The organism is Kitasatospora sp. RG8 (assembly GCF_017813315.1).
Lineage (GTDB): Bacteria > Actinomycetota > Actinomycetes > Streptomycetales > Streptomycetaceae > Kitasatospora.
This window is the reverse complement of the sequence record NZ_JAGIYX010000004.1, coordinates 459407-485337: the sequence shown is the minus strand read 5'-3', so window position 1 is coordinate 485337 and position 25931 is coordinate 459407. Positions and strand designations below refer to the sequence as shown.

Annotated in this window: 23 protein-coding genes; 2 read left to right on the top strand and 21 right to left on the bottom strand. The window is 72.5% G+C overall.

All coding sequences use genetic code 11. The annotated features are described in order from the left end of the window. The 14 genes from J5Y04_RS09730 to proS form a co-directional block, all read right to left on the bottom strand. Entirely contained in the window at window positions 1–447 is a 447-nt protein-coding gene (locus J5Y04_RS09730; protein ID WP_209411556.1) for a YraN family protein, read from the bottom strand. A 402-nt stretch (window positions 448–849) separates the two neighbouring features. Further along, window positions 850–1176: a DUF2469 domain-containing protein gene (locus tag J5Y04_RS09725; RefSeq protein WP_148642766.1), complete on the bottom strand. Its 327-nt coding sequence runs from the start codon at window positions 1174–1176 to the stop codon at window positions 850–852. 55 nt (window positions 1177–1231) lie between these two features. Continuing rightward, a complete protein-coding gene (locus tag J5Y04_RS09720; protein ID WP_209411447.1) occupies window positions 1232–1705 on the bottom strand; it encodes an NUDIX domain-containing protein in 474 nt (157 codons plus the stop codon). 181 nt (window positions 1706–1886) lie between these two features. After that, window positions 1887–2573 (bottom strand): signal peptidase I, encoded by a 687-nt coding sequence (gene lepB / locus J5Y04_RS09715; RefSeq protein ID WP_307853021.1) that lies wholly within the window; start codon window positions 2571–2573, stop codon window positions 1887–1889. A 217-nt stretch (window positions 2574–2790) separates the two neighbouring features. Next, a complete protein-coding gene (gene lepB / locus J5Y04_RS09710) occupies window positions 2791–3795 on the bottom strand; it encodes a signal peptidase I (protein ID WP_209411444.1) in 1005 nt (334 codons plus the stop codon). A 245-nt stretch (window positions 3796–4040) separates the two neighbouring features. Then, entirely contained in the window at window positions 4041–4805 is a 765-nt protein-coding gene (gene lepB / locus J5Y04_RS09705) for a signal peptidase I (protein WP_374105974.1), read from the bottom strand. 193 nt (window positions 4806–4998) lie between these two features. Then, the gene (gene lepB, locus J5Y04_RS09700; RefSeq protein WP_209411554.1) at window positions 4999–5808 is read right to left on the bottom strand and encodes a signal peptidase I; all 810 of its coding nucleotides are present in this window, start codon (window positions 5806–5808) and stop codon (window positions 4999–5001) included. A 308-nt stretch (window positions 5809–6116) separates the two neighbouring features. Continuing rightward, entirely contained in the window at window positions 6117–6467 is a 351-nt protein-coding gene (gene rplS, locus J5Y04_RS09695) for a 50S ribosomal protein L19 (RefSeq protein ID WP_063347674.1), read from the bottom strand. Between the two features lie 154 nt (window positions 6468–6621). Further along, window positions 6622–7440, bottom strand: coding sequence for a tRNA (guanosine(37)-N1)-methyltransferase TrmD (trmD, locus tag J5Y04_RS09690; protein ID WP_209411552.1), 819 nt, complete (start codon window positions 7438–7440; stop codon window positions 6622–6624). Between the two features lie 128 nt (window positions 7441–7568). Next, entirely contained in the window at window positions 7569–8129 is a 561-nt protein-coding gene (gene rimM / locus J5Y04_RS09685) for a ribosome maturation factor RimM (RefSeq protein WP_209411441.1), read from the bottom strand. 144 nt (window positions 8130–8273) lie between these two features. Next, a complete protein-coding gene (locus J5Y04_RS09680) occupies window positions 8274–8513 on the bottom strand; it encodes an RNA-binding protein (protein ID WP_030306741.1) in 240 nt (79 codons plus the stop codon). Window positions 8514–8515: 2 nt separating this feature from the next. Next, window positions 8516–8944: a 30S ribosomal protein S16 gene (gene rpsP / locus J5Y04_RS09675; protein ID WP_045700219.1), complete on the bottom strand. Its 429-nt coding sequence runs from the start codon at window positions 8942–8944 to the stop codon at window positions 8516–8518. 542 nt (window positions 8945–9486) lie between these two features. Further along, a complete protein-coding gene (locus tag J5Y04_RS09670; protein ID WP_148642772.1) occupies window positions 9487–10065 on the bottom strand; it encodes a hypothetical protein in 579 nt (192 codons plus the stop codon). A gap of 753 nt (window positions 10066–10818) precedes the next feature. Then, window positions 10819–12231: a proline--tRNA ligase gene (proS, locus tag J5Y04_RS09665; protein ID WP_209411440.1), complete on the bottom strand. Its 1413-nt coding sequence runs from the start codon at window positions 12229–12231 to the stop codon at window positions 10819–10821. Window positions 12232–12565: 334 nt separating this feature from the next. Between proS and J5Y04_RS09660 the strand changes: the two genes are divergently transcribed. After that, window positions 12566–13390 (top strand): methyltransferase domain-containing protein, encoded by an 825-nt coding sequence (locus J5Y04_RS09660; RefSeq protein WP_209411438.1) that lies wholly within the window; start codon window positions 12566–12568, stop codon window positions 13388–13390. Between the two features lie 196 nt (window positions 13391–13586). On the opposite strand, the gene ftsH is transcribed toward J5Y04_RS09660, so the two are convergent. The 7 genes from ftsH to J5Y04_RS09625 form a co-directional block, all read right to left on the bottom strand. Then, window positions 13587–15506, bottom strand: coding sequence for an ATP-dependent zinc metalloprotease FtsH (ftsH, locus tag J5Y04_RS09655; protein ID WP_209411436.1), 1920 nt, complete (start codon window positions 15504–15506; stop codon window positions 13587–13589). Between the two features lie 129 nt (window positions 15507–15635). After that, on the bottom strand, window positions 15636–16181 hold the full coding sequence (locus J5Y04_RS09650; protein WP_209411435.1) for a GNAT family N-acetyltransferase: 546 nt from the start codon (window positions 16179–16181) through the stop codon (window positions 15636–15638). A 267-nt stretch (window positions 16182–16448) separates the two neighbouring features. Continuing rightward, window positions 16449–18014: a signal recognition particle protein gene (ffh, locus tag J5Y04_RS09645; protein WP_209411550.1), complete on the bottom strand. Its 1566-nt coding sequence runs from the start codon at window positions 18012–18014 to the stop codon at window positions 16449–16451. Between the two features lie 225 nt (window positions 18015–18239). Then, window positions 18240–20765 carry a [protein-PII] uridylyltransferase gene (locus J5Y04_RS09640; protein ID WP_209411434.1) on the bottom strand — a complete coding sequence of 842 codons (2526 nt, stop codon included), beginning with the start codon at window positions 20763–20765 and terminating at the stop codon, window positions 18240–18242. A 120-nt stretch (window positions 20766–20885) separates the two neighbouring features. Then, window positions 20886–21224, bottom strand: a complete 339-nt coding sequence (locus J5Y04_RS09635) for a P-II family nitrogen regulator (RefSeq protein WP_148642777.1) — start codon at window positions 21222–21224, stop codon at window positions 20886–20888. Then, complete coding sequence (locus tag J5Y04_RS09630; protein ID WP_209411433.1) at window positions 21224–22609, bottom strand: ammonium transporter; 1386 nt, start codon at window positions 22607–22609, stop codon at window positions 21224–21226. The genes J5Y04_RS09635 and J5Y04_RS09630 overlap by 1 nt, the downstream gene beginning before the upstream one ends. A 375-nt stretch (window positions 22610–22984) precedes the next feature. Further along, entirely contained in the window at window positions 22985–24439 is a 1455-nt protein-coding gene (locus J5Y04_RS09625; RefSeq protein WP_148642779.1) for a tetratricopeptide repeat protein, read from the bottom strand. A 733-nt stretch (window positions 24440–25172) separates the two neighbouring features. Between J5Y04_RS09625 and J5Y04_RS09620 the strand changes: the two genes are divergently transcribed. Beyond that, on the top strand, window positions 25173–25847 hold the full coding sequence (locus J5Y04_RS09620) for a bifunctional DNA primase/polymerase (RefSeq protein ID WP_209411432.1): 675 nt from the start codon (window positions 25173–25175) through the stop codon (window positions 25845–25847). Window positions 25848–25931 lie beyond the last annotated feature (84 nt).

Sequence of the window (25931 nt, the reverse complement as noted above, 5' to 3'; positions counted from 1 at the left end):
TCAGACCACCCCCCGCAGGTGGTCGACCGAGGCCGCGCCGCGGACCCGGTTGATCACGGCCACGAGGTCGATCCGGACGCCGCCGGGCGGGATGGGCGGCCACTGCGGGTCGGCGGGAGCGGGCTGGTACCCGGGGCCGGCCAGCCTGGCGAAGTGACCGGGCCATCGCTCGGCCATCCAGCGCTCGGCAAGGCGTTGGAGCCGGGCGGCCTTGGCCTGGTCGATGGCTTCGCTGGGCTGCTGGAACCCCCGCTCGGAACGGGTCTTGACCTCGCAGACCGCCAGGGTGTCCCCGTCGAGGGCGACGATGTCCAGCTCGCCCTCGACGCAGCGCCAGTTGCGGTCCAGGATGCGGAGACCGGACTCCGCGAGGCGGCGGGCGGCGACCCGCTCACCGTAGCGGCCGAGGGCGTTGTTGGTACCGCGCCCGGCGCCGGCCTTGTCCAGGCCGGCCTTGTCCAGGCCGGGCTTCTCCCCGCCGGCTCTCACCGAGCCGGTCGCCTCCGCGCCGGCCCCGTCCGGTCCGGCCCGTTCCGGGCGCGGCGGAGCCGCCCCGCCGGGCTCGGACGGCCCTGCCTGCGTCCGCCGCACCGCCTTGCGCCGCGGCTCACCACCGGCCCGGGCCTTCGGTGCCTGCGTCGACTGCGTCTGCTTGCGAGTGGTGCGCTTGGTGTCCTGCACGGTGACCACCTCCGCCGGGGAGGTTGCCGTGCGGCCCGGGACGGGACCAGAGGGTTGTTATTTCCTGTGGATAACCCGGGCCTGTGGATAACTTTTGTCACCCGCAGGGGTGAGAATTCTGGAGAACCCGGAAATCCCCTGGACACCGCGGGGCCGGGCGGTCCAACGTCAGTTCCCGAAGCCGGAGTCGTCCGAGGGCAGCTCCAGATCGCTCTTCGCGAGCTCCTCGATGTTCACGTCCTTGAAGGTCAGCACCCGGACCTTGCGGACGAACCGGGCCGGCCGGTACATGTCCCAGACCCACGCATCCGCCATCGACACCTCGAAGAAGACCTCGCCCTGGACCGAGTGCACCTGCAGCTCGTAGTCGTTGGTGAGGTAGAACCGTCGCTCGGTCTCGATCACGTACTTGAACAGGCCGACGACGTCCCGGTACTCCCGGTAGAGCTTGAGCTCCATCTCGGTCTCGTACTTCTCGAGATCTTCGGCACTCATCCAGGCGTCCCCTCAACTTGTCACGTCCACCCATTGTGGACCACCGCACCCGCCGTCAGAGCCTCACCGGAGTGACTGGAGGCCCCTCGGCCACCAGTTGCTCCAGGAAGGCCGCCAGTCCGACCGGGTAGACCGTCTCCGCGGTTTCTCTCAGCTCGTCGACCGTCCACCAGCGCGCCGCCAGCAGTTCCGCGTGCTCGTCCGTCCCCATTCCCGAGTGGTCGAGCACGGTCTCCGTGGTCCGCGCCAAGTGGAACCACTGCTCCTGCTCGTAGCGCCGTCCCCGAAAGGAGAACGAAGCCGTGCCGTACGCAACCACCGGCCCCAGCTCCACTCCCCGCAATCCGGTCTCCTCCGAGAGCTCCCGGACCGCGGCCTCGCGCAGGCCTTCGCCGGCTTCCAAACCGCCCCCGGGGGTGAACCACCAGGTGACGCCCGGCACCGCCGGGTCGGAGCCCTGGAAGAGGAGGAGGCGGTCCCCCCGGTCCAGCAGCAGGATGCGGGAGGCCCTGCGTCGCTGTGGCTCCATGACGGCTCCTCCTCCCCTCGTGTACCTCGCTGACCCTCCCGATCCTGCCACCCGGCGCGACCCTGCGGGGCGATGTTCGGGAGAGCCGCCCGGGCGGTGGCAGCAGCTGCACCGACTGCGGCCGCCCTGGCGGTGGTCGCCGCTCCGGCTGGCGCGGCAGTGGTCCCCGTCGGCGTGGTGGTCAGGCCGCCGCGCGACGGCGGCCGAGCCGCCGGGTCAGGCTCGCCGCACCGCCCGCCGCGGAAGTCACGACGATCACCGCCGCGCCTACAACGGTGGCGTAGAAGGCGGGCTCCAGCGGTCCCGGTTCACCGGCCTTCGGGCCGCCGATGCCGTCGAAGGCCGTCGTGCGGGTGAAGAGCCCGGTGCGGCCGAACGGCAGGACGGTGGCCTCCACCCGGGCCTCCACCTCACTGGCCGGGATCGTGCCGCCGTCGATCTCCAGGTGGAGCCGGGAGTCCAGGGACCCCTGCCGGTTGTCGCCGAGCAGGAACAGCCGGCCGGTCGGCACCTCCACGCTGAACGCGCTGCCCTGGGGGCCCTGCGCCGCCAGGTAGGGCTCATCCACCGGCTTGCCGTTGACGGTCAGCCGCTGGTCCTCCCCGGTGGTGGCCACGGTATCGCCACCGACCGCGACCACTCGCTTGACCATGAGCTCACCGCCCCAGGCCTGGTCACGGAAGACCACGACGTCGCCGCGGCCGACGGACTTGCCGTCGATCTGCCGCGCGACCACGGTGTCACCGACCTTGAGCGTCGGTGTCATCGAGCCCGTCGGGATCCCGTACGGCCGGTAGTCCACCGCCATGACGACGAAGCCTCCGACCAGGAGGATCAGTCCGAGCCCGATCAGCAGTCCCTGAAGCACGGCCGCAGGCCGGCGCCGGGGCCGCGTCACGACAGGCGGGCGGTCCGTCGTCTCGTCCACGACACTGCTCATCGACACCGTCCAACCCCGACCGACCCGGAAACGCTCACGGCGCGCCGGGGCCACAGGCGGAAAACCCGGCGGGCCGTGGCACGTCCGAGCAGATTACTCGTCGGTACCACGGCCCGCGCAAGACCTGGGGGCTCCTCTACTGAGGTCAGGACTCCTTCTTGCGCTCCGTCCGGTCCCTCAGGCGGCGCGTCAGCGGGAGCAGGCCGACGGCGCCGACGGCCCCGGCCACCGGCGGCACGAGCGGCGCGGCCGCCGCCAGCCCCTTCTGGTCGAAGGTGTCCGGCACGGGGAGCGTCGACCAGTGGTTGACCGGCCAGGCCACCACGAACGCACGGCCGATCACGTCGCTCACGGGGACGGTGCCGCCGCCGGGCTGGTCCATGTGGAAGCGGGAGTCCAGCGAGTCCCCGCGGTGGTCGCCCATCACCCAGATCCGGCCCTCCGGCACCTTCACCGGGCCGAAGTCCTTCAGCTGGCAGGGGGTGTTCCCGGGGTAGACGTACGGCTCGTTGAGAGCGACCCCGTTGACCTTGACCGGCCCGTCGCCCTGGCACTCGACGGTGTCTCCGCCGACCGCGATGACGCGCTTGATGAGGTCCTTCTCGTTGTCGGAGGGCATCAGGCCGACAAAGCTGAGCACGTCCTGGACGCCCCGGACGAAGGAGTTGCTGCTCTGCTTGGTGGGCTCGTCGGCAAGCCAGCCGCCCGGGTCGTGGAACACCACGACCTCTCCCCGCTCGGGCTCGGCTCCGAACCACGGAGTCAGCTTGTCCACCAGGACGCGGTCGCCGACCTGAAGCGTGTTCTGCATCGATTCGGACGGAATGGAGAACGCCTGGACGAAGAACGTCTTGATCACCAGTGCCAGGACGAGCGCGATCCCGACCAGGATCGGCAGCTCCTTCCAGAAGGAGCGCTGCTTGCCCTCCTTGCCGCCGGTCTTCTCCTCCGACTGCTCCGCGGATCCCTCCGCGTCACGGAAGTCGTCCGAGGTGTCACCGGTGCCGTTGCCCTGTTCGTCCGCGGACTGGGCCGCCGGGTCCTCGGCCGAAGCCGACGACACCGCGGACTCCGTGGACCGGGCCGCCCGGCCGCCGGAGCCCTCGGGCTCCCCGGCGCCTGAGCGGGCGCCGATCACCAAATCCCCCACAACGTCTCCTCCCAGCTGTGCGGACGCCCGCGCGCCCGCGCTCACAGTGCCGCACAGCGGGCACCACGCTCCACCATCGACCATGAACGCCCCAAGGGCGCCCTCCTCGGGCACACCTGGCACCAGCACAGCCTTCGGACGCAGCCGTTGTCGCCTACCGGCCGCATCAGCACTTCTCTATCACTCCCAGGCATCCGGCTCGCGTTCCCACACGCACGGCCCGGCCGGTCGCCGACCGGCCGGGTCTAGGCCGGGGATCGCTCCGGCCTGCGGCCGACGAGCGGAAGGATGCCCAACACACCCATAACGAGCGGAGGTTCCGCCGGAAGCGGCCCAACCCCCATCGAGTTCGCCGTAGTTCCGCGAGCCTGCGGAGCCGGCGCCACCTTGGAGAGTGAACCCGGCACATCAAGTTGATGAACCCGGCCCACCGGCCAGGCGATCACGAACGCCCGGCCCACCACACCGCTCAACGGGATCGTGCCCTGCCCCGGATTCCCCATGTGGAAGCGGGAGTCGGCCGACACGTCCCGGTGGTCGCCCATGACCCAGAGCCGGCCCTGGGGCACCTTCACCTTGAAGGGCTGGCGGGAGGGCGGGTTCCCGGGCGCCAGGTACGGCTCGTCCACCGGCGAGCCGTTGACACTCAGCCGGCCCTGATCGTCGCAGCACTCCACGGTGTCCCCGCCGACACCGATCACACGCTTGATCAGATCCTGCTCGCTCTCGGACGGCAACAGCCCGACGTAGGTCAGAACCTGCTTGGCCCCGCGCAGAACCGGCCCGTCCGTGGACGGCTTGTGATCGGCTTCCAGCCAGCCGCCCGGATCCTTGAAGACCACCACCTCGCCGCGCTCGGGCTCGGCACCGAACCAGGGGGTGAACTTGTCGACCAGCACCCGGTCCCCGATCTGGATGGTCTGCTCCATCGAACCGGAGGGAATCACGAAGACCTGCACCATGAACGTCTTCATCACCAGCGCCACCACCAGCGCCACCAGGACGATCAACGGGAACTCCCGCAGCAGGGAACGCCTGCGCCGTCGGGCCGCCCGGCGGGCCGTGCGGCGCCGCTCGGCCCTGCCGCGCGCGGAGGTAGGCGACTGCGGGTCGGCCGCCCCCGCCGTCCCCGCCGCCGGTTCCGACGGCCCTGCGGCGGGCTGGTAGGCGGACTTGGCGGTGGAGCGGTCCGCGAGGCGGCCCCTACCTCTGGTCCCCATGGCCACCGGTCCTCCCAGTCGCGGCGAACGCCGCCGGCCGGTCCAGGCTGGTCCAGTGCCCGACCGGGAAGACCACCCACTCCGCGCGTCCGACCACCTTGTCCTCCGGGACGAAGCCGCCGCCGGGTTCGCCCAGATGGTCGCGCGAGTCACGGGAGGCGCTGCGGTGGTCACCCATCACCCAGAGCGTGCCGGGCGGCACCACCACGTCGAAGGCCACGTTCGACGGTTCGTCCCCCGGCGCGAGGTAGGAGGACTCGTCGACCGGCACACCGTTGACCGTGATCCGCCCGCCGGGGCCGGTGCTGGTCACCCGGTCGCCGCCGACCCCGATGACGCGCTTCACGTAGATCGAGTCGCCGGCCGGTACCAGTCCGAGGTCCTGGCCGAACGACCGCAGGCCGTCCCAGAACCCTGTCGGTTCGGTCGGCCCCTTCCGGAAGGTGCCCGTCCCGTCGAACACCACGACATCGCCGCGCTGCGGGCGACTCCCGAAGGAGTAGGCCAGCTTGTTCGCGACCAGGCGGTCGCCGGTACGCAGGGTGTTCTCCATCGATGCGGACGGCACCGCGAACGGCCGCGCCACGAAGGCGTTCACCAGTAGCAGGGAGAGCAGGCAGATACCGACCAGCAGAAGGAGGTCACGCGACCGCGAACGGCCCGGTTCCTCGGCGTCCTCTTCCCCGTCGCGGGCGACGTCCTCCTCAGCGCCGTCCTCCGGGCGCTCGTCCGCCTTCGCCGAGGCCTCCGCGGCTTCTGCGGCTTCTGCGGCCTCGCTCGGCGCATCCCCCAGGCCGGCCTCCGGGCCGACCGCCGCCCCGGACCTGCCCCCGGACCTGACCCCGGACGCGACCCCGGCCCCGTCCCCAGACCCGGCCCCGGACGCCGCAACAGCGACCGGAGCGACGCCCGAGGAAACAGCCCCGGAAACGACCGCAGAAACGGCCGCGGACCGCGAGGGCGAGTCCGCACCGGTGGGTGCGGGACAGCCGTCGCGGTCCGCGGATGGTTCGTGCGTGCTCATCGGGGGCTGAGCTTACCCTGCGGCAGCGGCGCCCCCCAGAGCGCTCCGATCCCCCGGCAGAACCGGGGGCCGGTGGATCAGCGGTCGCGCTTCTCCTTGATCTTCGCGGCCTTGCCGCGGAGGTCACGCAGGTAGTACAGCTTGGCGCGGCGAACCGCACCGCGGGTCACGACCTCGATCTTCTCGACGACCGGGGTGTGCACCGGGAAGGTGCGCTCCACGCCGACATTGAAGCTGACCTTGCGGACGGTGAAGGTCTCACCGACGCCGGCGCCGTGGCGGCGGATGACGACGCCCTGGAAGACCTGGACACGGGAGCGGTTGCCCTCGATGACCCGGACGTGAACCTTCAGGGTGTCACCGGCGCGGAAGGCCGGAATGTCGCTACGCAGCGAGGCCGCGTCGACAGCAGCGAGCTTGTTGCTCATGTTGCTCTCCATCGCAGGCGCCACGGGCCGCCCACGGAAGTTCGTCACAATGGGGTTTGCTGCGGGCCGCATCGGTTGGCGATGTTCCCCCCGTGGCGGGGGCACCGGACCACGTGACCCCTACGGGAGGAGCCCAGCGACAGACAACAGCGGCCTATTCTTCCACACCATCGGCCACGGACCGAAATCGGCCGAGCCGTTCGTCCCAGGCGAGACCGAGGATGCTGAGCGCCTCGCGGTCCTTCTTGTCGAAGGCGCCGTACTGCCAGCGTTCCACCAGGTCGGACCGGTTCGCCAGGGTGCGGGCGAAGGCCTGCTCGCGCCGCCAGCGGGCGATCCGGCCGTGGTTGCCGCTGAGCAGCACATCCGGGACGGTCCGGCCGCGCCACTCGGCGGGCTTGGTGTAGACCGGGCCTTCCAGCAGGTCGGCCATGGCGCCGGGCGCGAAGGAGTCGTCACGGTGGGACTCCGCGTTGCCGAGCACCCCGGGCAGCAGCCGGGCGATCGCCTCGACCATCACCAGGACGGCGACCTCGCCGCCGGCCAGGACGTAGTCGCCGATCGACGCCTCGACCACCGGCATCCGGGTGGCCGCCTCCTCGATCACGCGCCGGTCGATGCCCTCGTACCGGGCCGGGGTGAACGTCAGCCACGGACGGCCGGCGAGTTCCTGGGCGAGCTCCTGGGTGAACGGGCGCCCGCTGGGGGTGGGCACCACCAGCGTGGGCACCTCTCCCGCCGGACCGCGGCCGATGACCGCGTCCAGCGCCTCGCCCCACGGCTCGGGCTTCATCACCATGCCGGGACCGCCGCCGTAGGGGCTGTCGTCCACGGTCCGGTGGATGTCGTGGGTCCACTCGCGCAGGTCGTGGACGTGCACGTCGAGCTGGCCGCGGGCACGGGCCTTGCCGACCAGCGAGATGTTCAGCGGCTCCAGGTACTCCGGGAAGATCGTCACGACGTCTATCCGCATCCCGTCCTGCACGGACGGGCCGGACGGGGCGGACGGGCCGGACGGGCCGGACGACGCGGAGCCGTCAGCCCCGGCGGACGGGGCGGCCGCCGCCTCGGACCGCTCCTGCGGCTGCACTCCCTCGGCGGTCACTCCGACTCCTCCGGCTCGTCCGCCGCAGCCTGCACGACCTCGGCCTGCTCCGGGTCGATCAGCCCGGGCGGCGGGTCGATCACCACCCGCTGGTTCTCCAGGTCGATGGTCGGCACGATGCGGGTCACGAACGGCACCAGCACCTCCGTGCCGTCGGGCTTCTCCACCGTGAGGAGGTCCTGGTAGGGCAGGTGGACCACCTCGGTCAGTTCGCCGACCGGGGTCCCGTCCAGCAGCACCACGTCCATGCCGATCAGCTGGTGGTCGTAGTACTCCTCCGGGTCGTCCGGGCGCTCGTCCGGGTCGACCTCGGCGATCAGGATGGTGCCGCGCAGCGCCTCGGCGGCGTTGCGGTCCTTGATGCCGGCGAAACGCAGCAACAGCCGGCCGCTGTGCACCTTGCCGGACTCGACGGTCAGCGGTCCGGCCGACGCGGGGTCGGTGAGCACGACGGCACCGGGGCCGAGCCGGAGTTCCGGCTCGTCGGTGCGGACCTCGACGCTGACGTCCCCCCTGATGCCGTGGGCGCGGCCGATCTTGCCGACGACGAGCTGCACGGTGATCGTTCTCCTGGATGGGTGCTAGGGAAGGCCTAGGGAAGGCAGAGAAAAGAACAGGGCCGCAAGAAAAACGGCGAAGGCCGGCCGGGACGACATGCGTCCCGACCGGCCTCAAGCCTGACGGCTGAACGAGCAGCAGCGTCAGCGAATGCTGTCCACGTCGACCAGGTCGACCCGGACGTTGCGACCGCCGAGGGCGCCGACCACGGTGCGCAGTGCGCGCGCCGTGCGGCCGCCCCGGCCGATCACCTTGCCGAGGTCATCGGGGTGCACTCGCACCTCGATGGTGTTGCCCCGACGCAGGTTGCGCGAGCGCACCTGCACCTCGTCGGGGTGCTCGACGATGCCCTTCACCAGGTGGTCGAGGGCGTCCTCGATCACGATCAGGCCTCGGCGGCGGCGTCGGCCTCAGCCTCGGCCTTGTCCGACTTCTTGGCCTTGGGGGTGATGGCGACACCGGTGGTGGCGTCCTCGAAGCCGGCGACGGCCTTCGCGAACAGGTGCGAGAAGTCCTCGACCTTCGGCTCGGCGACCTTCAGCGGCGCCGGAGCCGGCAGGCCCTTGAACTTCTGCCAGTCGCCGGTCAGCTTCAGGATGGCGAGCACCGGCTCGGTCGGCTGGGCGCCGACGGACAGCCAGTACTGGGCGCGGTCGCTGTCGACCTCGATCTTCGAGGGGTTGTAGGTCGGCTGGTAGATGCCGATCTCCTCGATCGCGCGACCGTCACGCTTGGTGCGGGCGTCGGCGACGACGATGCGGTAGTGCGGGGAGCGAATCTTGCCGAGACGCTTGAGCTTGATCTTGACTGCCACGGGAGTGGATTCTCCTGGTGTTGACGTGGGTGAGCAGCCTTGCCCTCGCGTGGGGTTGCGGGGGTGGGCCGTTCAAGGGACACGCCAGCCGTAGGAGAGAGGGGTCCTGCTCGGCTGCCGAGTACTCAGCTGTCCATTCTGCCATACCGGCGCGAACCGCCTTGACCGGGCTCGGGCGCGACAGGCCACGGACCGCACCCGAAGGGGCCGGGGAGATTCGGGACAGAAGACCGGGAGCACCCGAGCGGGACGAGCCCCGGGAGGCGCCGCCGGAGGCCTGGGAGGCCCGGGAGGGAGCGGAGGGGAGCCGGTCCGACCGACAGGGGACAGGTCCGACCGGGAGCCCCCGCTCCCGGTCAGCCCAACTCCCACCACCACCGGTCGGCCGGGTACCGGCCAATCGGGACCGGAGGCAGGTCCGGCGATCAACCGCGCACCGATCGGCGTCGGCGCCACGGACTCGCTCCGGCCGGGGCAGCTGCCCGCACAGCTACCGGCCGCTCCTTCCGACCGCCTCCGCCGACTGCTTCCGCCGACGCCGATTACGCGATCTTGAACGGCTGCTGGCAGGCCCCGCAGACGATGGACGCCTGCGCGAGCACCGACGGGACGACCCGGACGTTGCGCCCGCAGCCGCAGACCGCCTTCACCCGGACGCCGCCCCCGGAGGAGCCGTGCCGGGCGGCCGGGCCGCGGAAGGCCCGCGTGGCGCCGTCACCGGCCACCGCCTCCTGGTGCGCACCGAGGGCGCGGTCCAGGCGTTCGATGGTCTCGGCGTACCGCTCGCGCGTCTCCTTGAGCATGGTCACCTGGGAGAATCCGCTGCTCGCGTGCGGTTCCACCGGGTGCGCCAGGCCCAGCTCCGAGGCGAGGAGCAGGAAGCGTCGGTTGTGGTAGCGGCCGGCGCGCGAGGTGTCCCGGATGTCCCGGGCCGCGGCCAGACCGTGGGCAGCCTCGTGGAGGAGCCGCTCGAAACCGAGCCGCGTGCCACAGGCCGAGGAGGACTCGCCGATCAACGCCTCGGGCGAGGCGAGGTCGGGGAGGTCCTGATGGAAGGCCTGGATGTCGCTCCAGGCGGCGGCCAGTTCGGCCGCGAGAACGAGGGGCTGTGTCGTGCTCACGCTAGACCAACGATGGAGTGCGAGCCGATGTTCCGCATGTTCCCGTTCCCCGGGAATTCCCAGGAAACTCTCAGGAATGTACGAGCGCGCGCAAATTGCGCGTTCCGGATCTGACGCAAGACCAACCCCCTGCACGTTTGGGCCCGTCGCAGCTCGGCGGGCCTCATCCCTTTTCTGCCACGGGGAACGGGCTGTCGCTCCCCGGACATACGTACGGCCCATGATCCTGTCGAGTTGACAGGGCCACGGGCCGTACACCGTACCGCTATTCCGTTAATACCGGGAGTTGACCGGCCAGTAGGGATGTCGACGACCGAGACGACGCCGGGGCGGTTACCGTCGGAATTTCCGGCGGCGGCTGCCGGGGCCCGTCATTACTCATCAGTACGAGTCGGTTTCCGGCACCACGAACACCTCGAACGCGCCGGAATCACTCCCGAACGCCCCGAAACGCTCAGCCTCGGATCTTCGGTACCGAACCACCCGACATCGAGCCCTTTGGTATCGAACCCTTTGGCGTCGAACCACTCGCGCCGACGACTCCCGCCGAACGGCTCGCACTGAACGGCTCGCACCGAACCGCGGACGCCGGAACGCCGGCAGCGGAACGTCGACACCGGAGCACCGAACCACCGGCACCGGAGCACCGAACCGCGGCACCGGAGCGCCGAACCGCCGGCGCCAGATCACCCAACCGTCGAAACGGGGCCCCGGCACCGAACCACCGGCACCGGAGCCCCGTCCCCGAGTCGATCAGTAGGCGCGCGCGACGATGGCGATGTTGCCGTCCTGGTCGTCCGTCGCCGGCACGGAGCCGTCGGCGGCCACGATGCAGCGCACCGAGACGCCCTGCTCGGCCAGCTTGGCCTCGCCCTCCGGCCCAAGCTCGGCCCAGGAGATCCGGCCCCAGCCGGTCGCGGCGGCCTCGACGGCCTCGTCGAGGTTCTTCACGTCGACGGTGCGGGCCTCACGGCGCTCGCGGGACTGGCGCAGCAGCAGCGCCTGGTCCTCCTCCAGCACGCCCGGCACGAGCGACGCGAGGGCGTCGATCGAGACCGGCTCCTTGCCGCCGGGGATGCGGCGGGCCAGCATCGCGGTGCCGTTCTCCAGGTCGCGCGGGCCGACCTCGATGCGCAGCGGAACGCCCTTGAGCTCCCAGTCGACCGCGCGGCGGCCGAACGGGGTGTCGGTGCGGTCGTCGACGACGACCCGGATGCCGGCGGCCTCCAGCGTGGCGCCGATCTCGCGCACCTTGGCGATCACCGCGTCGTCGCCCTTGATGGCGAGGACGACGGCCTGGACGGCGGCCAGGCGCGGGGGAACCCGCAGGCCGTTGTCGTCGCCGTGGGACATGATCAGGCCGCCGACCATGCGGGTCGAGACGCCCCAGGAGGTCTGCCAGACGTACTCGCGCTCGGCGCCCTGGAGCTGGTAGGTGGTGTTGAACGCCTTGGCGAAGTTCTGGCCCAGCTCGTGGCTGGTGCCCATCTGCAGCGCCTTGCCGTCGCCCATCATGCCTTCGAGCGTGAGGGTGTTGATGGCGCCGGCGAAGCGCTCCTTGGCGGTCTTGCGGCCGAGCACGACGTCGATGCCGAGCACGTTGGTCATGAAGTCGCCGTAGACCTGGGTGTGGATCATCGACGCGTAGTCACGGGCGTCCTCGTACGTGGCGTGGGCCGTGTGGCCCTCCTGCCAGAGGAACTCGGTGGTGCGCAGGAAGACGCGCGGGCGGAGCTCCCAGCGGACCACGTTGGCCCACTGGTTGATCAGCAGGGGCAGGTCGCGGTGGCTCTGCACCCACTTGGAGAAGTACTCGTTGATGATGGTCTCGGAGGTGGGCCGGACGACGACCGGCTCGTCCAGCTGCTTGCCGCCGCCGTGGGTGACCACCGCGAGCTCGGGGGCGAAGCCCTCGACGTGCTCCGCTTCCTTGGTCAGGTAGGACTGCGGGATGAACATCGGGAAGTAGGCGTTCTGAGCGCCGGCCTTCTTGATGCGGGCGTCCATCTCCTGCTGCATCCGCTCCCACAGGCCGTAGCCGTACGGTCGGATGACCATGGTGCCGCGCACCGGACCGTTGTCGGCCAGCTCGGCCTTGTTGATGAGGTCCTGGTACCAGCGCGGGAAGTCGTCCGCCTGGGGGGTGAGAACGGGTGCCTTTGCCATGGGGCGAATGGTACGGGGAGCAGGGCCCTGACTTCGAATCGGTAACGGGCTCGGCAGCGGATCGGCCGCCGGGCCGACCGGCCCGACGGCCCGCACCACACCTGAACAGCAACGGCATCGGCCGTGAGTCGGTCAACGGGTCGGGCACCGGGACCGGCAACGGGTCGGGCGACGGGACCGGCAACGCGGCTGCTGCCGGGGGGCGCACGACCGCGACACGCGCGCACCACCCTGCACCCCTCTGGACGCCACGCCCGAGCCGCTGTTCGCTGGAGTGGGGCGGGACTTTGGGGGAGCCGTAGCAGCACACCGAAGGACCGGATGGGAGGCCGCGATGGCTTCAGCTCGATCGACCGGCACAACCGTACGACCCGCGGGCGCACGACCGCACGACCCGCTGCCCCCGGCAGCGTGGCCCGCGCGGGCGCGCGACTGGGCGGAGATCCAGGAACGCATGTTGGTGCCGCTCTACGAAGCGGTCTACGACCGCCTGGAGGTCGGCCCGGCGACCAGCGTGCTGGGTCTGGGCTGCCGGTCGGGCCTGGCCCTGCTGCTGGCGGCCGGACGGGGTGCCCAGGTCGCCGGACTGGAGCCGCAGGACGAGCTGCGCGAGCTGGCCCGGGGCCGTCGGCTCCAGGTGGGCGCGAGTGCCCGGACCGCATCGGCCGTCCCCCGCTCGGCCCATTCGCTGGTCACGGTTTTCGAGCAGCTGCCAGGGGCCGCGGAACCGCAGCGCGTGGTGACCGAGGCAGCCCGGCTGACGCTGCGCGGCGGACACGTGGTGCTGGCCGCCTGGGGTCCGCCGGAGCGCTGCGAGAGCGCGGCCGTGCTGGACGTGGCCCGCCGGATGGCGGGGCGCACCACCGCGCGCGACCCGTTCGGACTGAGTACGCCCGGCGCCCTGGAGGATCTCCTGGCACCGGCCGGCCTGCGCCCGGCCGGCAGCGGCCGGGTGGGCTGCCCGTTCGCCTACCCGGACCTCGACAGCGCGGTGCGCGGGCTGCTCTCCACCGGTCTGTACAACGCGGCGGCGGAGTTCTCGGGGCTGCCGCTGGTGGCGAAGGAGCTGGCGGAGGTGCTGCACCCGTACCTGCGCGCGGACGGCTCAGTCCGGATGGAGAACGTCTTCCGTTACCTGGTCGCCGAACAACCCCGCTGACCACCCGGTCGCCCGACTCCCCGCCACCCGACCGCCGGCCGGGCCCGCCACCCGACCGCCGGCCGGGCCCCGCCCGCTCGGCATCCCGGCCGCTCGCCCGCGGCAAGCGCAGCGACGGCACACCGGAGGGGCGCCCGCACCCACCGCGAGCGCCCCTCCCCAACCCGTCCCGCCGAACACCCCCGTCCCCAGCGCCTCAGGCCTGGTCGAGCGCCTTCCGCGGCACCCCCGCCGCCCGGTACGCCTCCTCCTCGTCCAGCGTCTCCGCCTCCAGCAGGGCCGCCGCCAACGCGTCCAGCCGGTCCCGCTGCTCGGTCAGCAGCCGGAGCGCCTCGTCGTAGCACTCGGAGACGATCCGCCGGGCCTCCTCGTCCACCGCGTCCAGCGTGGTCGGCGCGGCGGAGAGCCCGTAGGCGCCCTGGGGGTCGGAGGGGACGGCGGTGAGCCGGCCGACGCGCTCGCTCATGCCCCAGCGGCCGGCCATGCCGCGGGCGATGTTGGTGACCTGTTCCAGGTCGCTCTCCGCGCCGGTGGTGATGACGCCGTAGACGACCTGCTCGGCGGCCATCCCGCCGAGCGCGCCGATGATCCGCCCGCGCAGGTAGGGCTCGGTGTACGAGTAGCGGTCGGTCTCGGGGGTGGAGAGGGTGACGCCGAGGGCCCGGCCGCGCGGCACGATGGTGATCTTGCGGACCGGGTCGGCGCCCGGCTGGAGCATGCCGAGCAGCGCGTGGCCGCTCTCGTGGTACGCGGTGCGCTCCCGCTCGTCCTGCGGCATCACCAGCGGCCGGACGGCGCCCAACTGGACCTTCTCCAGTGCGTCCGAGAGGTCCCGCTCCCCCACCGCGTCCTGCTTGCGCTTGACCGCCAGCAGGGCGGCCTCGTTGACCAGGTTGGCCAGGTCGGCGCCGGTCATGCCGGGGGTGACCTTGGCCAGCTGGGCGAGGTCGGTGCCCCCGGCGAGCGGGACGGTCCTGGTGTGGATGCGCAGGATGGCGGCGCGGCCGTCCCGGTCGGGCGGGCTGACGGTGATCCGGCGGTCGAACCGGCCGGGGCGCAGCAGGGCCGGGTCGAGGACGTCGACCCGGTTGGTGGCGGCGATGACGATGACGCCCTCGGAGCCGGTGAAGCCGTCCATCTCGGTGAGGATCTGGTTGAGCGTCTGCTCGCGTTCGTCGTGGCCGCCCATGCCGCCGCTGCCGCCGCGCTGGCGGCCGATGGTGTCGATCTCGTCGATGAAGATGATCGAGGGGGCGACCTTCCGGGCCTCGGTGAAGAGGTCCCGAACCCGGCTGGCGCCGACGCCGACGATCATCTCGATGAATTCGGAGGCGGAGGCGGAGAAGAACGGCACGTCGGCCTCGCCGGCGACGGCCCGGGCCAGCAGGGTCTTGCCGGTGCCGGGCGGACCGCTGAGCAGGACGCCGCGGGGCATCTTGGCACCGAGCCTGCGGTAGCGCTGAGGGTTCTTCAGGAAGTCGACCACCTCGGTGAGTTCGGCCTCGACCTCGTCGATGCCGGCCACGTCGGCGAAGGTGGTGCGCTTGCCGGACTCGGCGGCGACCGGTTTGGGCGGGGCCTTGCGGCCGAGCGCGCCGCCGCCCAGGCCGCCGGCCATCCGTCGGGCGAGCAGCACCCAGACCAGGATGAGCAGCAGCATCGGGGCGAGCGAGATCAGCAGGTTGGCGAGGAAGCTGCGCTGCTGGACCACCGGCTTGGCGGTGACCTCGACCCCCTGCTGCTGGAGGGTGGTCCAGAGGCTGTCGCCGGCGAAGGAGGGCCGCTGGGTGTCGAAGTCGGTGTAGTCGCCCTTGCCGCCGTCCGGCTTGGGCGCGGCGTTCTTCAGGGTGCCCTCGATGGCGTCGCCCTTGGAGTAGATCTTGGCGACGTTGCCCTTGTTCAGCTGGTTGTTGAACTCGGTGTAGGAGATCGTGGTGGCGCCGGCTTTGCCGAAGAAGGACAGCAGCAGGTCGGTGATCAGGAAGACCACCAGCGCGGTGAGGATGAGACCCGTCCAGCCGCCGGGCATCCTGCGGCGCGGGGGCGGCGGGGGCGGTGCACCCTCGGAGCGCCAGGGCTGGTCGGGGGTCTGGCGAGGCGGCGCCGGTTCGGTCACCCGTCGGACAATACGGACACCTGCTCGGGTGATCCATCCGCAACGCCGCACCCCCCGGAGCCGCGGACCCCCGCCCCCGAGCCCGCAACCCCCGGCCCCCAACCCCCCGGCAGCGCCACCCCCCGACGGCTACGCCGCCGCGGAGCCCGGCCATTCCTCGGCGGTCAGGGCGAAGCGCTCGTGGTCCCGCCATTCGCCCTGCAGGAACAGCATCCGGGGCGTGAACCCCTCGTGCCGGAAGCCCAGCCGCTTGGCCAGCCCGATCGAACGCCCGTTGTCCGGCTGCACGTTGATCTCCAGCCGGTGCAGCCCGAGCCCGCCGGCCGTCTGAGGGGCGAAGCAGCTGTCCAGCACCAGCCGCATGCCCTCGGTCATCCGGCCGGTGCCGGCGAACGGCAGGTACGAGTCGTAGCCGAGCGCCCCGTTGCAGAACCGCCCCATCACGATGTTGGCCACGTTGACCTTGCCGACCAGCCCGCCGGTCTCCCGGTCGAAGATCAGGAAGGTCCGCAGCCCGGCGCCCTGCCGCTCCATGAGGTCCGGCAGGCCGTCCGGCTCCACCGGGTTCCACCGTCCGATGTGCTCGGCGGACCGTCGGACCGCCTCGGCGTACGCAACCACGTCCTCGGCCCGCGGGGCCCTGATCGTCACTCTCACCCCCTCATCATCGGACATGCGGATCATCCGACCTGCGAAGGGCCGCATCGGACCGGCGGATGACCTCCCCGGACCTGCGAAGGGCCGCACCGGACCGCCGGATGACCTCCCCGGACCGGCGGATGACCTCCCCGGACCTGCGAAGGGCCGCACCGGACCGGCGAAGGGCCGCACCGGACCGGCGAACAACCTCCCCGGGCGCGCGAACGGCCTCCCCGGACATGCGAACGGCCCGCCGCCCGGAGGAAATCCGGACGGCGGGCCGCGCGAGGCTGCGCAGCGGACCTACAGCAGGTCCTTGAACTCCTTCGGCAGCTCGAAGTCGGCCGGTCCCTTGCCCGCGCCGAGCCCGAACGCGCCGCCCTGGGCCGGGGCCTGGCCGCCGCCCGCGCCGAGCGCGCGGCGCTCTGCGGCCGCGGCCTCCTCCTGCGCGCGCTTCAGCGGGTTGCCGCTCTTGCGCTTGCCCTTGGCCGCCGGGGCCTTCTTCGCGGACTTCTTCGAGCCGCCGCCCATGCCCGGGATCCCCGGCATGCCGGGGATGCCCTTGCCGGAGGCCATCGCCGACATCATCTTGCGGGCGTCGAAGAACCGCTCGACCAGGTTGTTGACCTCGCCGACCTGGACGCCCGAACCCTTGGCGATGCGGGCGCGGCGCGAGCCGTTGATGATCTTCGGGTCGGTCCGCTCGGCCGGGGTCATCGACTTGATGATGGCGCCGACGCGGTCGACGTCCTTGTCGTCGATGTTGTTGATCTGCTCGCGGATCTGGCCCATGCCGGGCAGCATGCCCAGCAGCTTGGAGATCGAGCCCATCTTCCGGACCTGCTCCAGCTGGGCCAGGAAGTCGTCGAGCGTGAAGTCCTTGCCGCCGCCCTGCAGCTTGGAGGCGATCTTCTCGGCCTCGGCCTGGGAGAAGGTCTGCTCGGCCTTCTCGATCAGCGACAGCATGTCGCCCATGCCGAGGATGCGCGAGGCCATCCGGTCCGGGTGGAAGGCGTCGAAGTCGTCGACCTTCTCGCCGTTGGAGGCGAACATGATCTGGCGGCCGGTGACGTGCGCGACCGAGAGCGCGGCACCACCGCGGGCGTCGCCGTCGAGCTTGGAGAGCACCACGCCGGTGAAGTCGACGCCGTCGAGGAAGGCCTGGGCGGTGGTGACCGCGTCCTGGCCGATCATCGCGTCGACGACGAACAGGACCTCGTCCGGGTTGACCGCGGCCCGGATGTCGGCGGCCTGCTGCATCAGCTCGGCGTCGATGCCGAGGCGGCCGGCGGTGTCGACGATGACGACGTCGTACTGCTTCTGCTTCGCGTACTCGATCGAGTCGCGGGCGACCTGCACCGGGTCGCCGACGCCGTTGCCCGGCTGCGGGCCGTAGAAGGCCACGCCCGCGCGGTCGGCGACGACCTGGAGCTGGTTGACGGCGTTGGGGCGCTGGAGGTCGCAGGCGACCAGCAGCGGGGTGTGCTTCTGCTTCTTCAGCCAGTGGCCGAGCTTGCCCGCGAGGGTGGTCTTACCGGCACCCTGGAGACCGGCGAGCATGATCACCGTCGGGCCGCTCTTGGCGAACCTCACCCGGCGGGTCTCGCCACCGAGGATCGCGATGAGCTCCTCGTTGACGATCTTGATGATCTGCTGCGCCGGGTTCAGCGCGCCGGAGACCTCGGCGCCGAGCGCCCGCTCCTTGACCTGCTTGATGAAGGCCCGCACGACCGGCAGCGCGACGTCCGCCTCCAGCAGCGCGATGCGGATCTCGCGGGCGGTGGCGTCGATGTCCGCCTCGCTGAGGCGGCCCTTGCCACGGAGGTTCTTGAACGTCGCTGCGAGGCGATCGGAAAGGGTGTCGAACACGTCGTCGCGGGTCCTCTGCGGCATCGGTATCGGTACGGTCGTCGTCCCCAAGGGTATCCGGCCGCCCTGGGAACGGTCTCCACCCCCGGGACGACCGGCCCTGGAGCTTTCCCCGGGGCCCGCCCGAAGCACGCCCGGAGCACCGCCGAGCACCCCCGGAGCGTTCCCGGATCAAAGCCCGGAACACCCCCAGCGGGCCGGGGAGGCCGCTCCCCGGCTCGGGGCTCAGCCCAGCGCCGCCCGGACCGCCGCCGCGACCTCCCCGGCCCGCTGGGCGGTGAGCGGCCGGCCGGCGTCGTCGGTCAGGTAGAAGGAGTCGACGGCGTCGGCACCGAGCGTGGAGACGTGCGCGGTCCGGACCCGGACGCCGGCGCCGTCCAGCGCCCGCCCGATCCGGTGCAGCAGGCCGGGGGCGTCGTGGGCGCGCACCTCCAGCACGGTCGCGGTGGCCGAGGCCACCGCGGGGGCCACCGCGACCAGCGGTGGCGGGGTCGGGATGCCGCGCCGGCGCGGGGCGGCCGCGTCGCGCTCGGCGAGCCGGCGCGAGACGTCCAGCGAACCGTCGAGCGCCCTGCGCAGGTCGGCCCGGAGCCGGGCCGCCTCCGGCAGCTCGCCGAACTCGGCCGCCACCGTCCAGGAGAGCAGCAGCACCGGGCCGGCGCCGATCGGGTCCAGCTCGCGCAGGCCCGCCGAGCGGACGGTCAGCCGGTGCAGGGCCAGCACCCCGGCGACGGTGCCGAGCAACCCCGGCTGGTCCGGGACGGCGAGGGTCAGCCGCACGCCCATCGGCTCGGTGCCGGGCTCCCCTCCACCCGGCCGGCCCTGACCCGCGGCCAGGCCCGGCTCCCGCCTCAGGCCCGCCTCCCCGGCCTGGGCCGCCACCTCGGCCTGTGCCAGCAGCGAGAGCGCCGGCCCACCCGTCCGGGCCGCCTCCACCGCGAGCCGCTCCTGCTCCGCGGTCGGCGCGGCCTCCCCGGGGTGGGGGTACCCCCGGCCGACGGCCGGGGAAGGGTACGCGCCGGCCAGCTGGGCGGCGGCCCTGGCCGCCAGGCCGTCCACCAGCGAGGCCCGCCAGCGGCTCCAGGCCGCCGGGCCGGTCGCGGTCGCATCGGCCTCGGTCAGCGCGTGCAGCAGCTCCAGCTGCGGCAGGGTCGCGACCACCTTGGTGATCGCCTCTACGGTCGCGGGATCGTCCGGGTCCCGCCGGGTCGCGGTGTCCACCAGGGTCAGGTGGTGGCGGACCAGCATCGCCAGGGTCTCGACCGACTCCCGGTCGAAGCCCATCCGGACCGCCACGTCACGGACGATCACCTCGCCCGCCTCGCTGTGGTCGCCGGGCCAGCCCTTGCCGAGGTCGTGCAGCAGCGCGGCCACCAGCAGCAGGTCCGGCCGGGCCACCCGGCGGGTCATCGCGGCGGCCCGCACCGCCGTCTCCACCAGGTGCCGGTCGACCGTCCAGCGGTGCACGGCGTTGCGCTGCGGGCGGCAGCGGACCCGCTCCCAGTCCGGCAGCAGCCGGGTGATCAGCCCCTCCGCCTCCAGCGCCTCCCACACCGGCAGACAGGCCTCACCCGCGCCGAGCAGCGTGACCAGCTGCTCGCGGGCCTCGTCCGGCCAGGGCACCGGCAGCGGCCGGCACTCGGAGGCCAGCCGGCGCACCGTCGAGTAGGAGATGGTCAGGCCGTTCTGCGCGGCGGCGGCAGCGGCGCGCAGCGGCAGCACCGGGTCGGCGGCCGGGCGCGCGCCCTGGGCGAGCACCGCCTCGCCGTCCTGCTCGACCACGCCCTCGGCCAGCGGACGGCGCTCGACCGCACCACGGGCCACCGCGCCCGCGCCGCGCCCGGCGCCGGTGAACGGGAAGGAGAGCCGGGAGGTGCGCCGGCCCCGGCCCGCGCGGGCGGCCAGCACCCGGTCCACCGCCCGCCAGGTGACGTCGCTCGCGTAGGCGATGGTGCGGGCGGCCTCGTAGACCTGGCGCAGCAGGGTGTCGGCGTCCAGCACACCGAGCCGCTCCGCGACCTGGTCCTGGTCCTGGAGGCTGAGCCGCTCGGTGGCCCGGCCGGTGGCCAGGTGCAGGGCGTCCCGGACGTCGGCCAGGCGCGTCGCGGCGGCGTCCAGGCCGTCCCGCGGGGCGTCGGCCAGCCAGGTGGCGGCGATCGCGTTGAGCGCGACGACGTCCCGCAGGCCGCCGCGGGCCTCCTTGAGGTCCGGCTCCAGCAGGAAGGAGAGCTCGCCGTGCCGTTCGGCCCGCTCCCGGCCGAGTTCGCGCAGCTCGGGCAGGCGTGCGGGGGCGGCGGCGCGCCAGTCGGCGAGGACGGCGGAGCGCAGCGAGGCGGTGAGCGCCGGGTCTCCGGCGACGTGGCGGGCGTCCAGCAGGCCGAGCTGCGCCTTGAGGTCGGCGGCCGCCACCGCGCGGGCCTCGGCGGGGGTGCGCACCGAGTGGTCGAGTGCGGTGCCGGTGTCCCAGACCGGGTACCAGATCCGTTCGGGCAGCGCGGGGTCGAGCGGGCCGTCGTGCAGCAGCAGGACGTCGAGGTCGCTGCGCGGGGAGAGTTCGCCGCGCCCGTAGCCGCCGACGGCGACCAGGGCGACGCCGGCCGGGGCTCCGGCCGCCGTGAGCAGGCCGGCCAGCCAGTCGTCGGTGAGCGCGGCCAGCGCGGCGCGGCGGGCGCTGCCGGCGGGGCCGGGCTCGTCCAGCAGCCGGGCGCGGGCGGCGCCGTAGTCGCAGGGGTCGTCGGTTTCGGTGGCCATGCGAAGTCCCCGTCCGTCGTGCGGTTGAACCAACGGCGCCGATACGCCGTCGGCGGACCCGCGACCGGGGGCCGGCCGCAGGTCCGCCTGCGTGATCAAGCTGAATGCTAGAGCGTGTCCCTAGAGGGCGTCGGGGCCGCGCTCGCCGGTCCGCACCCGGACGGCGGTCTCGACCGGGATGCTCCAGACCTTGCCGTCCCCGATCTTGCCGGTCCGGGCCGCCTTGACCAGGACGTCGATCAGCTGCTCGGCGTCGTCGTCCTCGACCAGGACCTCGATTCTGACCTTGGGCACCAGGTCCACGGTGTACTCCGCGCCCCGGTAGACCTCGGTGTGGCCGCGCTGGCGGCCGTAGCCGCTGGCTTCGGTGACGGTCAGGCCGTGTACCCCGAAGGCCTGCAGGGCGGCCTTCACGTCGTCCAGGCGGTGCGGCTTGATGACCGCGGTGATGAGCTTCATCAGGCGTCGACCTCGGTCTTCTCGGTGTTCTTCTCGGCAGGCTTCCCGGTGCTCTTCGCAGCGGCCGGCGCGGCGGGGGCGGGGGCGGCGACCACGGCCGCGGCCGGGGCGGGGGTGCTCCTGGCCAGGCCGGCGCCCAGCGCGCTGAAGTCGTACGCGGACTCGGCGTGCTCGGCCTGGTCGATGCCGGCGACCTCGACCTCCTCGGCGACCCGGAAGCCGACCGTCTTGTCGATCGCCTTGGCCAGCAGCCAGGAGAGCACGAAGGAGTAGGCGGCGACCACGGCCACGCCCATCGCCTGCTTGCCGAGCTGCTCCAGGCCGCCGCCGTAGAAGAGGCCCTTGGCGGTCTGGCCGACGGTGCCGGTGGCGAAGAGGCCGACCAGCAGCGAACCGATCGCACCGCCGACCGCGTGCACGCCGACCACGTCGAGCGAGTCGTCGAAACCGAAGCGGTACTTGAGGCTGATCGCGGCGGCGCAGACGGCGCCGGCGATCAGGCCGATCGCGACCGCGCCGAGCGGGCTGACCGAGCCGCAGGCCGGGGTGATGGCGACCAGGCCGGCCACCGCGCCGGAGGCGGCGCCGAGCGTGGTGAAGGCGCCGTGCCGCAGCTTCTCATAGGCCAGCCAGCCGACCAGCGCGGCGCCCGTGGCGACCTGCGTGTTGACCAGGGCCATCGCGGCGACGCCGTTGGCGGCCAGTGCCGAGCCCGCGTTGAAGCCGAACCAGCCGAACCAGAGCAGCCCGGAGCCGAGCATCACCAGCGGCAGGCTGTGCGGGCGCATCGGGTCCTTCCGGAACCCGACCCGCTTGCCCAGCACCAGGCAGAGCGCCAGGCCCGCGACGCCCGCGTTGATGTGCACGGCAGTGCCGCCGGCGAAGTCGATCACGCCGTTGCGGTCGCCGAGCCAGCCGCCGTTGCCGCCGTCGAAGAAGAAGACCCAGTGCGCGACCGGGAAGTACACGACGGTCACCCAGAGCGCGATGAACAGGCCCCAGGCCGTGAACTTGGCGCGGTCCGCGACCGCACCGCTGATCAGCGCCGGGGTGATGATCGCGAACATCAGCTGGAAGGCGGAGAACGCGGTGACCGGGATCGTCCCGGTCAGGTCGTTCAGCCCGATGCCGCGCATCCCGAGGAAGTCCAGGTTGCCGATCAGGCCGGCGCCCGCGTCGGGCCCGAAGCTGAGCGAGTACCCGTAGAGGACCCAGAGCACGCTGACGATGCCGAGCGAGAGGAAGCTCATCGCCAGCATGTTGAGCGTGCTCTTGGCCCTGACCATGCCTCCGTAGAAGAAGGCCAGGCCCGGGGTCATCACCATGACCAGGGCCGCACAAATGAGCACGAAGGCGGTATCGCCCGCGCTGAAGCCGTCCGGCATCGGCGTCTCCTCATGAATGGAAGCCGCTCCACACCCGGGTTACCTGTCCCGTGCCACCCGGGGTGTCGGCGATGAGAAGGAGAGTGCCGAAGGCTGGTTTCGGCCGATGCGGCCCGTTGTTTCGCGACCGTGACGACGGCGACGGTGGGGTTACGCCTGCGTGAACCACGGCCGTGCCGCGCCGCCGGATGGGCTACCGTGCCGCCGCACGGCACGGGGAGTGCGGAAACGGCCACCGACCGTGGCGGCGGCGGCCGTCACGGTCGGCGGGGTTCACGGTGGGGCGGGATCACGGGCAGCGGTACACGGGCGGCGGGGCACCCGGGCAGCGGGCGCAGGCCCGACCACGCGGACGGGCCGGACCACGCGGACGGGTCAGACCACCGAGACGTACTCCGGGATGTCCTGGACCACCCGCTCCTGGAGCCGGCTCACCGCGTCCACGCCCCTGAACCGGACGGAGGCGGCCTCCGTGGTCTTGCGCACCCGCGAGTTGAGCCGCTCCGAACGCACCTTGCCGGCGATCTCCACCGCCTGCTCGGCGTACTCCACGGCCTGCTCCGGCTCCTTCTGCAGCAGGTGGACGCTGGCCATGCCGATCAGGTTGAAGGCGTACGAGCGGACGTGGTCGCCGTCCTGGCGGAAGAGGTCGACCGCGCGCTCCATCACCGGGGCGGACATCGAGGCGTACAGCTCGGCGTTGTCGGAGTGGTAGGCGAGGTCGCGGAAGGAGTGCGCGTTCTCCGCGTTCAGCTCGGCCGGTGAGAAGAACTTCAGCCAGTCCGGGTCGCCGTCGCCCTCGCGGATGTCGGTGAAGGTGTCCTCGGCCAGCCGGACCGCCCGGGCGCAGCGGTTCACCTCGCCGATGGTGGCGTACGCGCGGGCCTCCATCGCGTACAGCAGGGACTGCTGGCGCGGGGTGGCGGTGTCGCGGCTGCCGTACTGGGCGAGGTGGATCAGCTCCAGGGCGTCCTCGCCGCGGTTGAGGTGGATCATCTGGCGGCTCATGTCGGTGAGGATCAGCGCGCCGAACGGACGGTCGCCGGCCTCCTTGGCCGCGTGCAGCGCCAGTACGTAGTACTTCTGCGCGCTCGGGTGCATTCCGACGTCGTACGACATCCAGCCGGCCAGGTGGGCCAGCTCGGCGGTGAGCCGGAACAGCCGCCGGGTGGTCTGCTCGGGGTAGGTCTCCTGGAGCAGGTCGGTGACCTCGTGCAGCTGGCCGACGACGGCCTTGCGGCGCAGCCCGCCGCCGTTCTGGGCGTCCCACTGGCGGAACATGACGGTCGTCTGCTCCAGCAGTTCCAGCTCGGGCTCGGAGAGCCGGCCGGTGAACGGCTCTCCGCCGTTGGCCGCGGTGAGGATGGGGGTGGGAATGCCGGTCGGACCGGGGGCCAGCCAGCGCTGCATCGGCTCGATGAGCGCGGCGCCGGCCGTCAGGGCGAGCGAGGTGCCGAGGAAGCCGCGCCGGTTGAGCATCAGGTCGCTGCGCGAGTAGTCGCTGATCAGCTGGACGGTTTGCGGCGCGCTCCACGGCAGGTCGACGCCGCCGCCCACGGTGGAGACCGGGATGGCGGCCCGGAGCCCGAGGTCCTCGATGGAGACCACGGAGCCGAAGCGCTCGGAGAACAGCTCCGACATGATCTTGGGGATCGGCTCGCGGGGCTGCTCGCCGTCGAGCCAGCGGCGCACCCGCGAGGTGTCGGTGGAGACGTGGTGGGCGCCGATCTGGCGGGCCCGGCGGTTGACCTGGCGCGCCAGTTCGCCCTTGGACCAACCGCTGCGGGTGAACCACGTGGTCAGCTTCTCATTGGGTTGCTTCTCTGCCATGGGAACGTCCCCATCCCGCCCGGCCCCTGCTGCGGGGCCCCCGATCGTGACCGCCCGACGGTTGCGGGCTCTTGCCAGACGTGCCGTACCTGAGGTGCCGCCGGGAGCGCGGGCCGGTGCCGCCGGCCGAAGCCGGGTGCCGGACCGTTCGCCGCGGCGTTCCGGGGCCGTCGCCCCGCCACCGTTGTTCCGCGTTGTTCCGTACCGCTGTTTGAACCGCTTCTTGAAACCGCTGTCGTACTGGTGTGCCATCCTTGCGGACGGGCCGTCAGTTTCCCCAACTCCCGTCCCCCGAGGGCCTGGAGCGGACTCAACGACGGCGTCCGTGTGCTGAACGTAATGCCCCGCGTGGTACCCGTGGGAGCGGCCCTGGCGAAACGCCACCTTTCGCCACCCCCATGAGTGAACCGAAGCAAGTCCGCACACGCTTCACTGGATAGTCCCGACGGCCCGGCATATGCGGGCTGCCAAGTCCCCACCGGCCCCCCTGCTCAGACCGGCAACACACGGCGGCCACCGGCGAGTTTGCCGCCGAGCCGGCCGACCACCCTCCCGCGCACCCGACGATCCGGCACGGGCCCCGCCCCCCACAAGGCGGCGCCCGAGGCGCGGCCCCGCAACTGGCGCACGCCACGCGCTGCGCGCCGCCACCGCACAACGCACCACGCAACGGACAATCAACACAAAGTCACCATCCCGTAACCATCGGCAACGAGAACCTGTTGGGGGAGGCATGGACAACCTGTTCGGCGAACTTCGACTGGGGCACCTGCGGTTGGCCCCGCTGAGCGCGCGCCGCCGCACCCGGGCCACGGCGTCCCAGGCGGCCGCGGAGTACACCGGCCGCTGGGGCTGGGCGGTCGCCGTCGGCAACCCGGCCCGCCCGGCCACCACCCCGGCCCGCTGCCACTGCGGCACCCCCCGCTGCGCCGCACCCGGCCTGCACCCCGCCCCCGGCGGCGAGCCGGCCGCCCGCTCCGGCGCCAGCGTCTCCGTACTGTTCCCGACCGGCCGCGCCTTCGACGTCCTGGACGTCCCCGAGCAGGCCGGGCTCCAGGCACTGGTCCGGCTGGAGCGGATGGGCACCCAGGTCGGCCCGGTGCTGGCCGCCCCCACCGGCCGGCTGCAGTTCCTGGTCGCCGCCGGCACCGCCCGCCGGCTGCCCGACCTCCTCTACCGGATGGGCTGGGACGACGCCGCGCTCGACCTCACCTGCCACGGCGAGGGCAGCTACGTCGCCGCCCCGCCCACCGTCCTCGGGAGCCTCGGCCCGGTCCGCTGGCTGCGCCGGCCGACCCGCGACAACGCCGGCTGCCCGCCCGAGGCCCGGCTGCTGCTCGGCACCCTCGCCTACGCCTGCCACCGCGGCCGCGAGCGCTCCGCCGAGCCCGCCTGGCTCGCCTCGTAGGCAGCGCCCGCAACCCGCCCTTCGCGGGCAGCTCGCCTGGCCACCCCCCGTGGGCGCCGGCCGCACCTACCACCCGGACGCACC

Coding starts and splice junctions, on each gene's coding strand:
- J5Y04_RS09725 (WP_148642766.1), bottom strand. CDS start 1,176: ATGAGTGCCGAAGATCTCGAGAAGTACGAGACCGAGATGGAGCTCAAG.
- J5Y04_RS09720 (WP_209411447.1), bottom strand. CDS start 1,705: ATGGAGCCACAGCGACGCAGGGCCTCCCGCATCCTGCTGCTGGACCGG.
- rplS (WP_063347674.1), bottom strand. CDS start 6,467: ATGAGCAACAAGCTCGCTGCTGTCGACGCGGCCTCGCTGCGTAGCGAC.
- trmD (WP_209411552.1), bottom strand. CDS start 7,440: ATGCGGATAGACGTCGTGACGATCTTCCCGGAGTACCTGGAGCCGCTG.
- proS (WP_209411440.1), bottom strand. CDS start 12,231: ATGGCAAAGGCACCCGTTCTCACCCCCCAGGCGGACGACTTCCCGCGC.
- J5Y04_RS09660 (WP_209411438.1), top strand. CDS start 12,566: ATGGCTTCAGCTCGATCGACCGGCACAACCGTACGACCCGCGGGCGCA.
- J5Y04_RS09650 (WP_209411435.1), bottom strand. CDS start 16,181: ATGTCCGATGATGAGGGGGTGAGAGTGACGATCAGGGCCCCGCGGGCC.
- J5Y04_RS09640 (WP_209411434.1), bottom strand. CDS start 20,765: ATGGCCACCGAAACCGACGACCCCTGCGACTACGGCGCCGCCCGCGCC.
- J5Y04_RS09635 (WP_148642777.1), bottom strand. CDS start 21,224: ATGAAGCTCATCACCGCGGTCATCAAGCCGCACCGCCTGGACGACGTG.
- J5Y04_RS09630 (WP_209411433.1), bottom strand. CDS start 22,609: ATGCCGGACGGCTTCAGCGCGGGCGATACCGCCTTCGTGCTCATTTGT.
- J5Y04_RS09625 (WP_148642779.1), bottom strand. CDS start 24,439: ATGGCAGAGAAGCAACCCAATGAGAAGCTGACCACGTGGTTCACCCGC.
- J5Y04_RS09620 (WP_209411432.1), top strand. CDS start 25,173: ATGGACAACCTGTTCGGCGAACTTCGACTGGGGCACCTGCGGTTGGCC.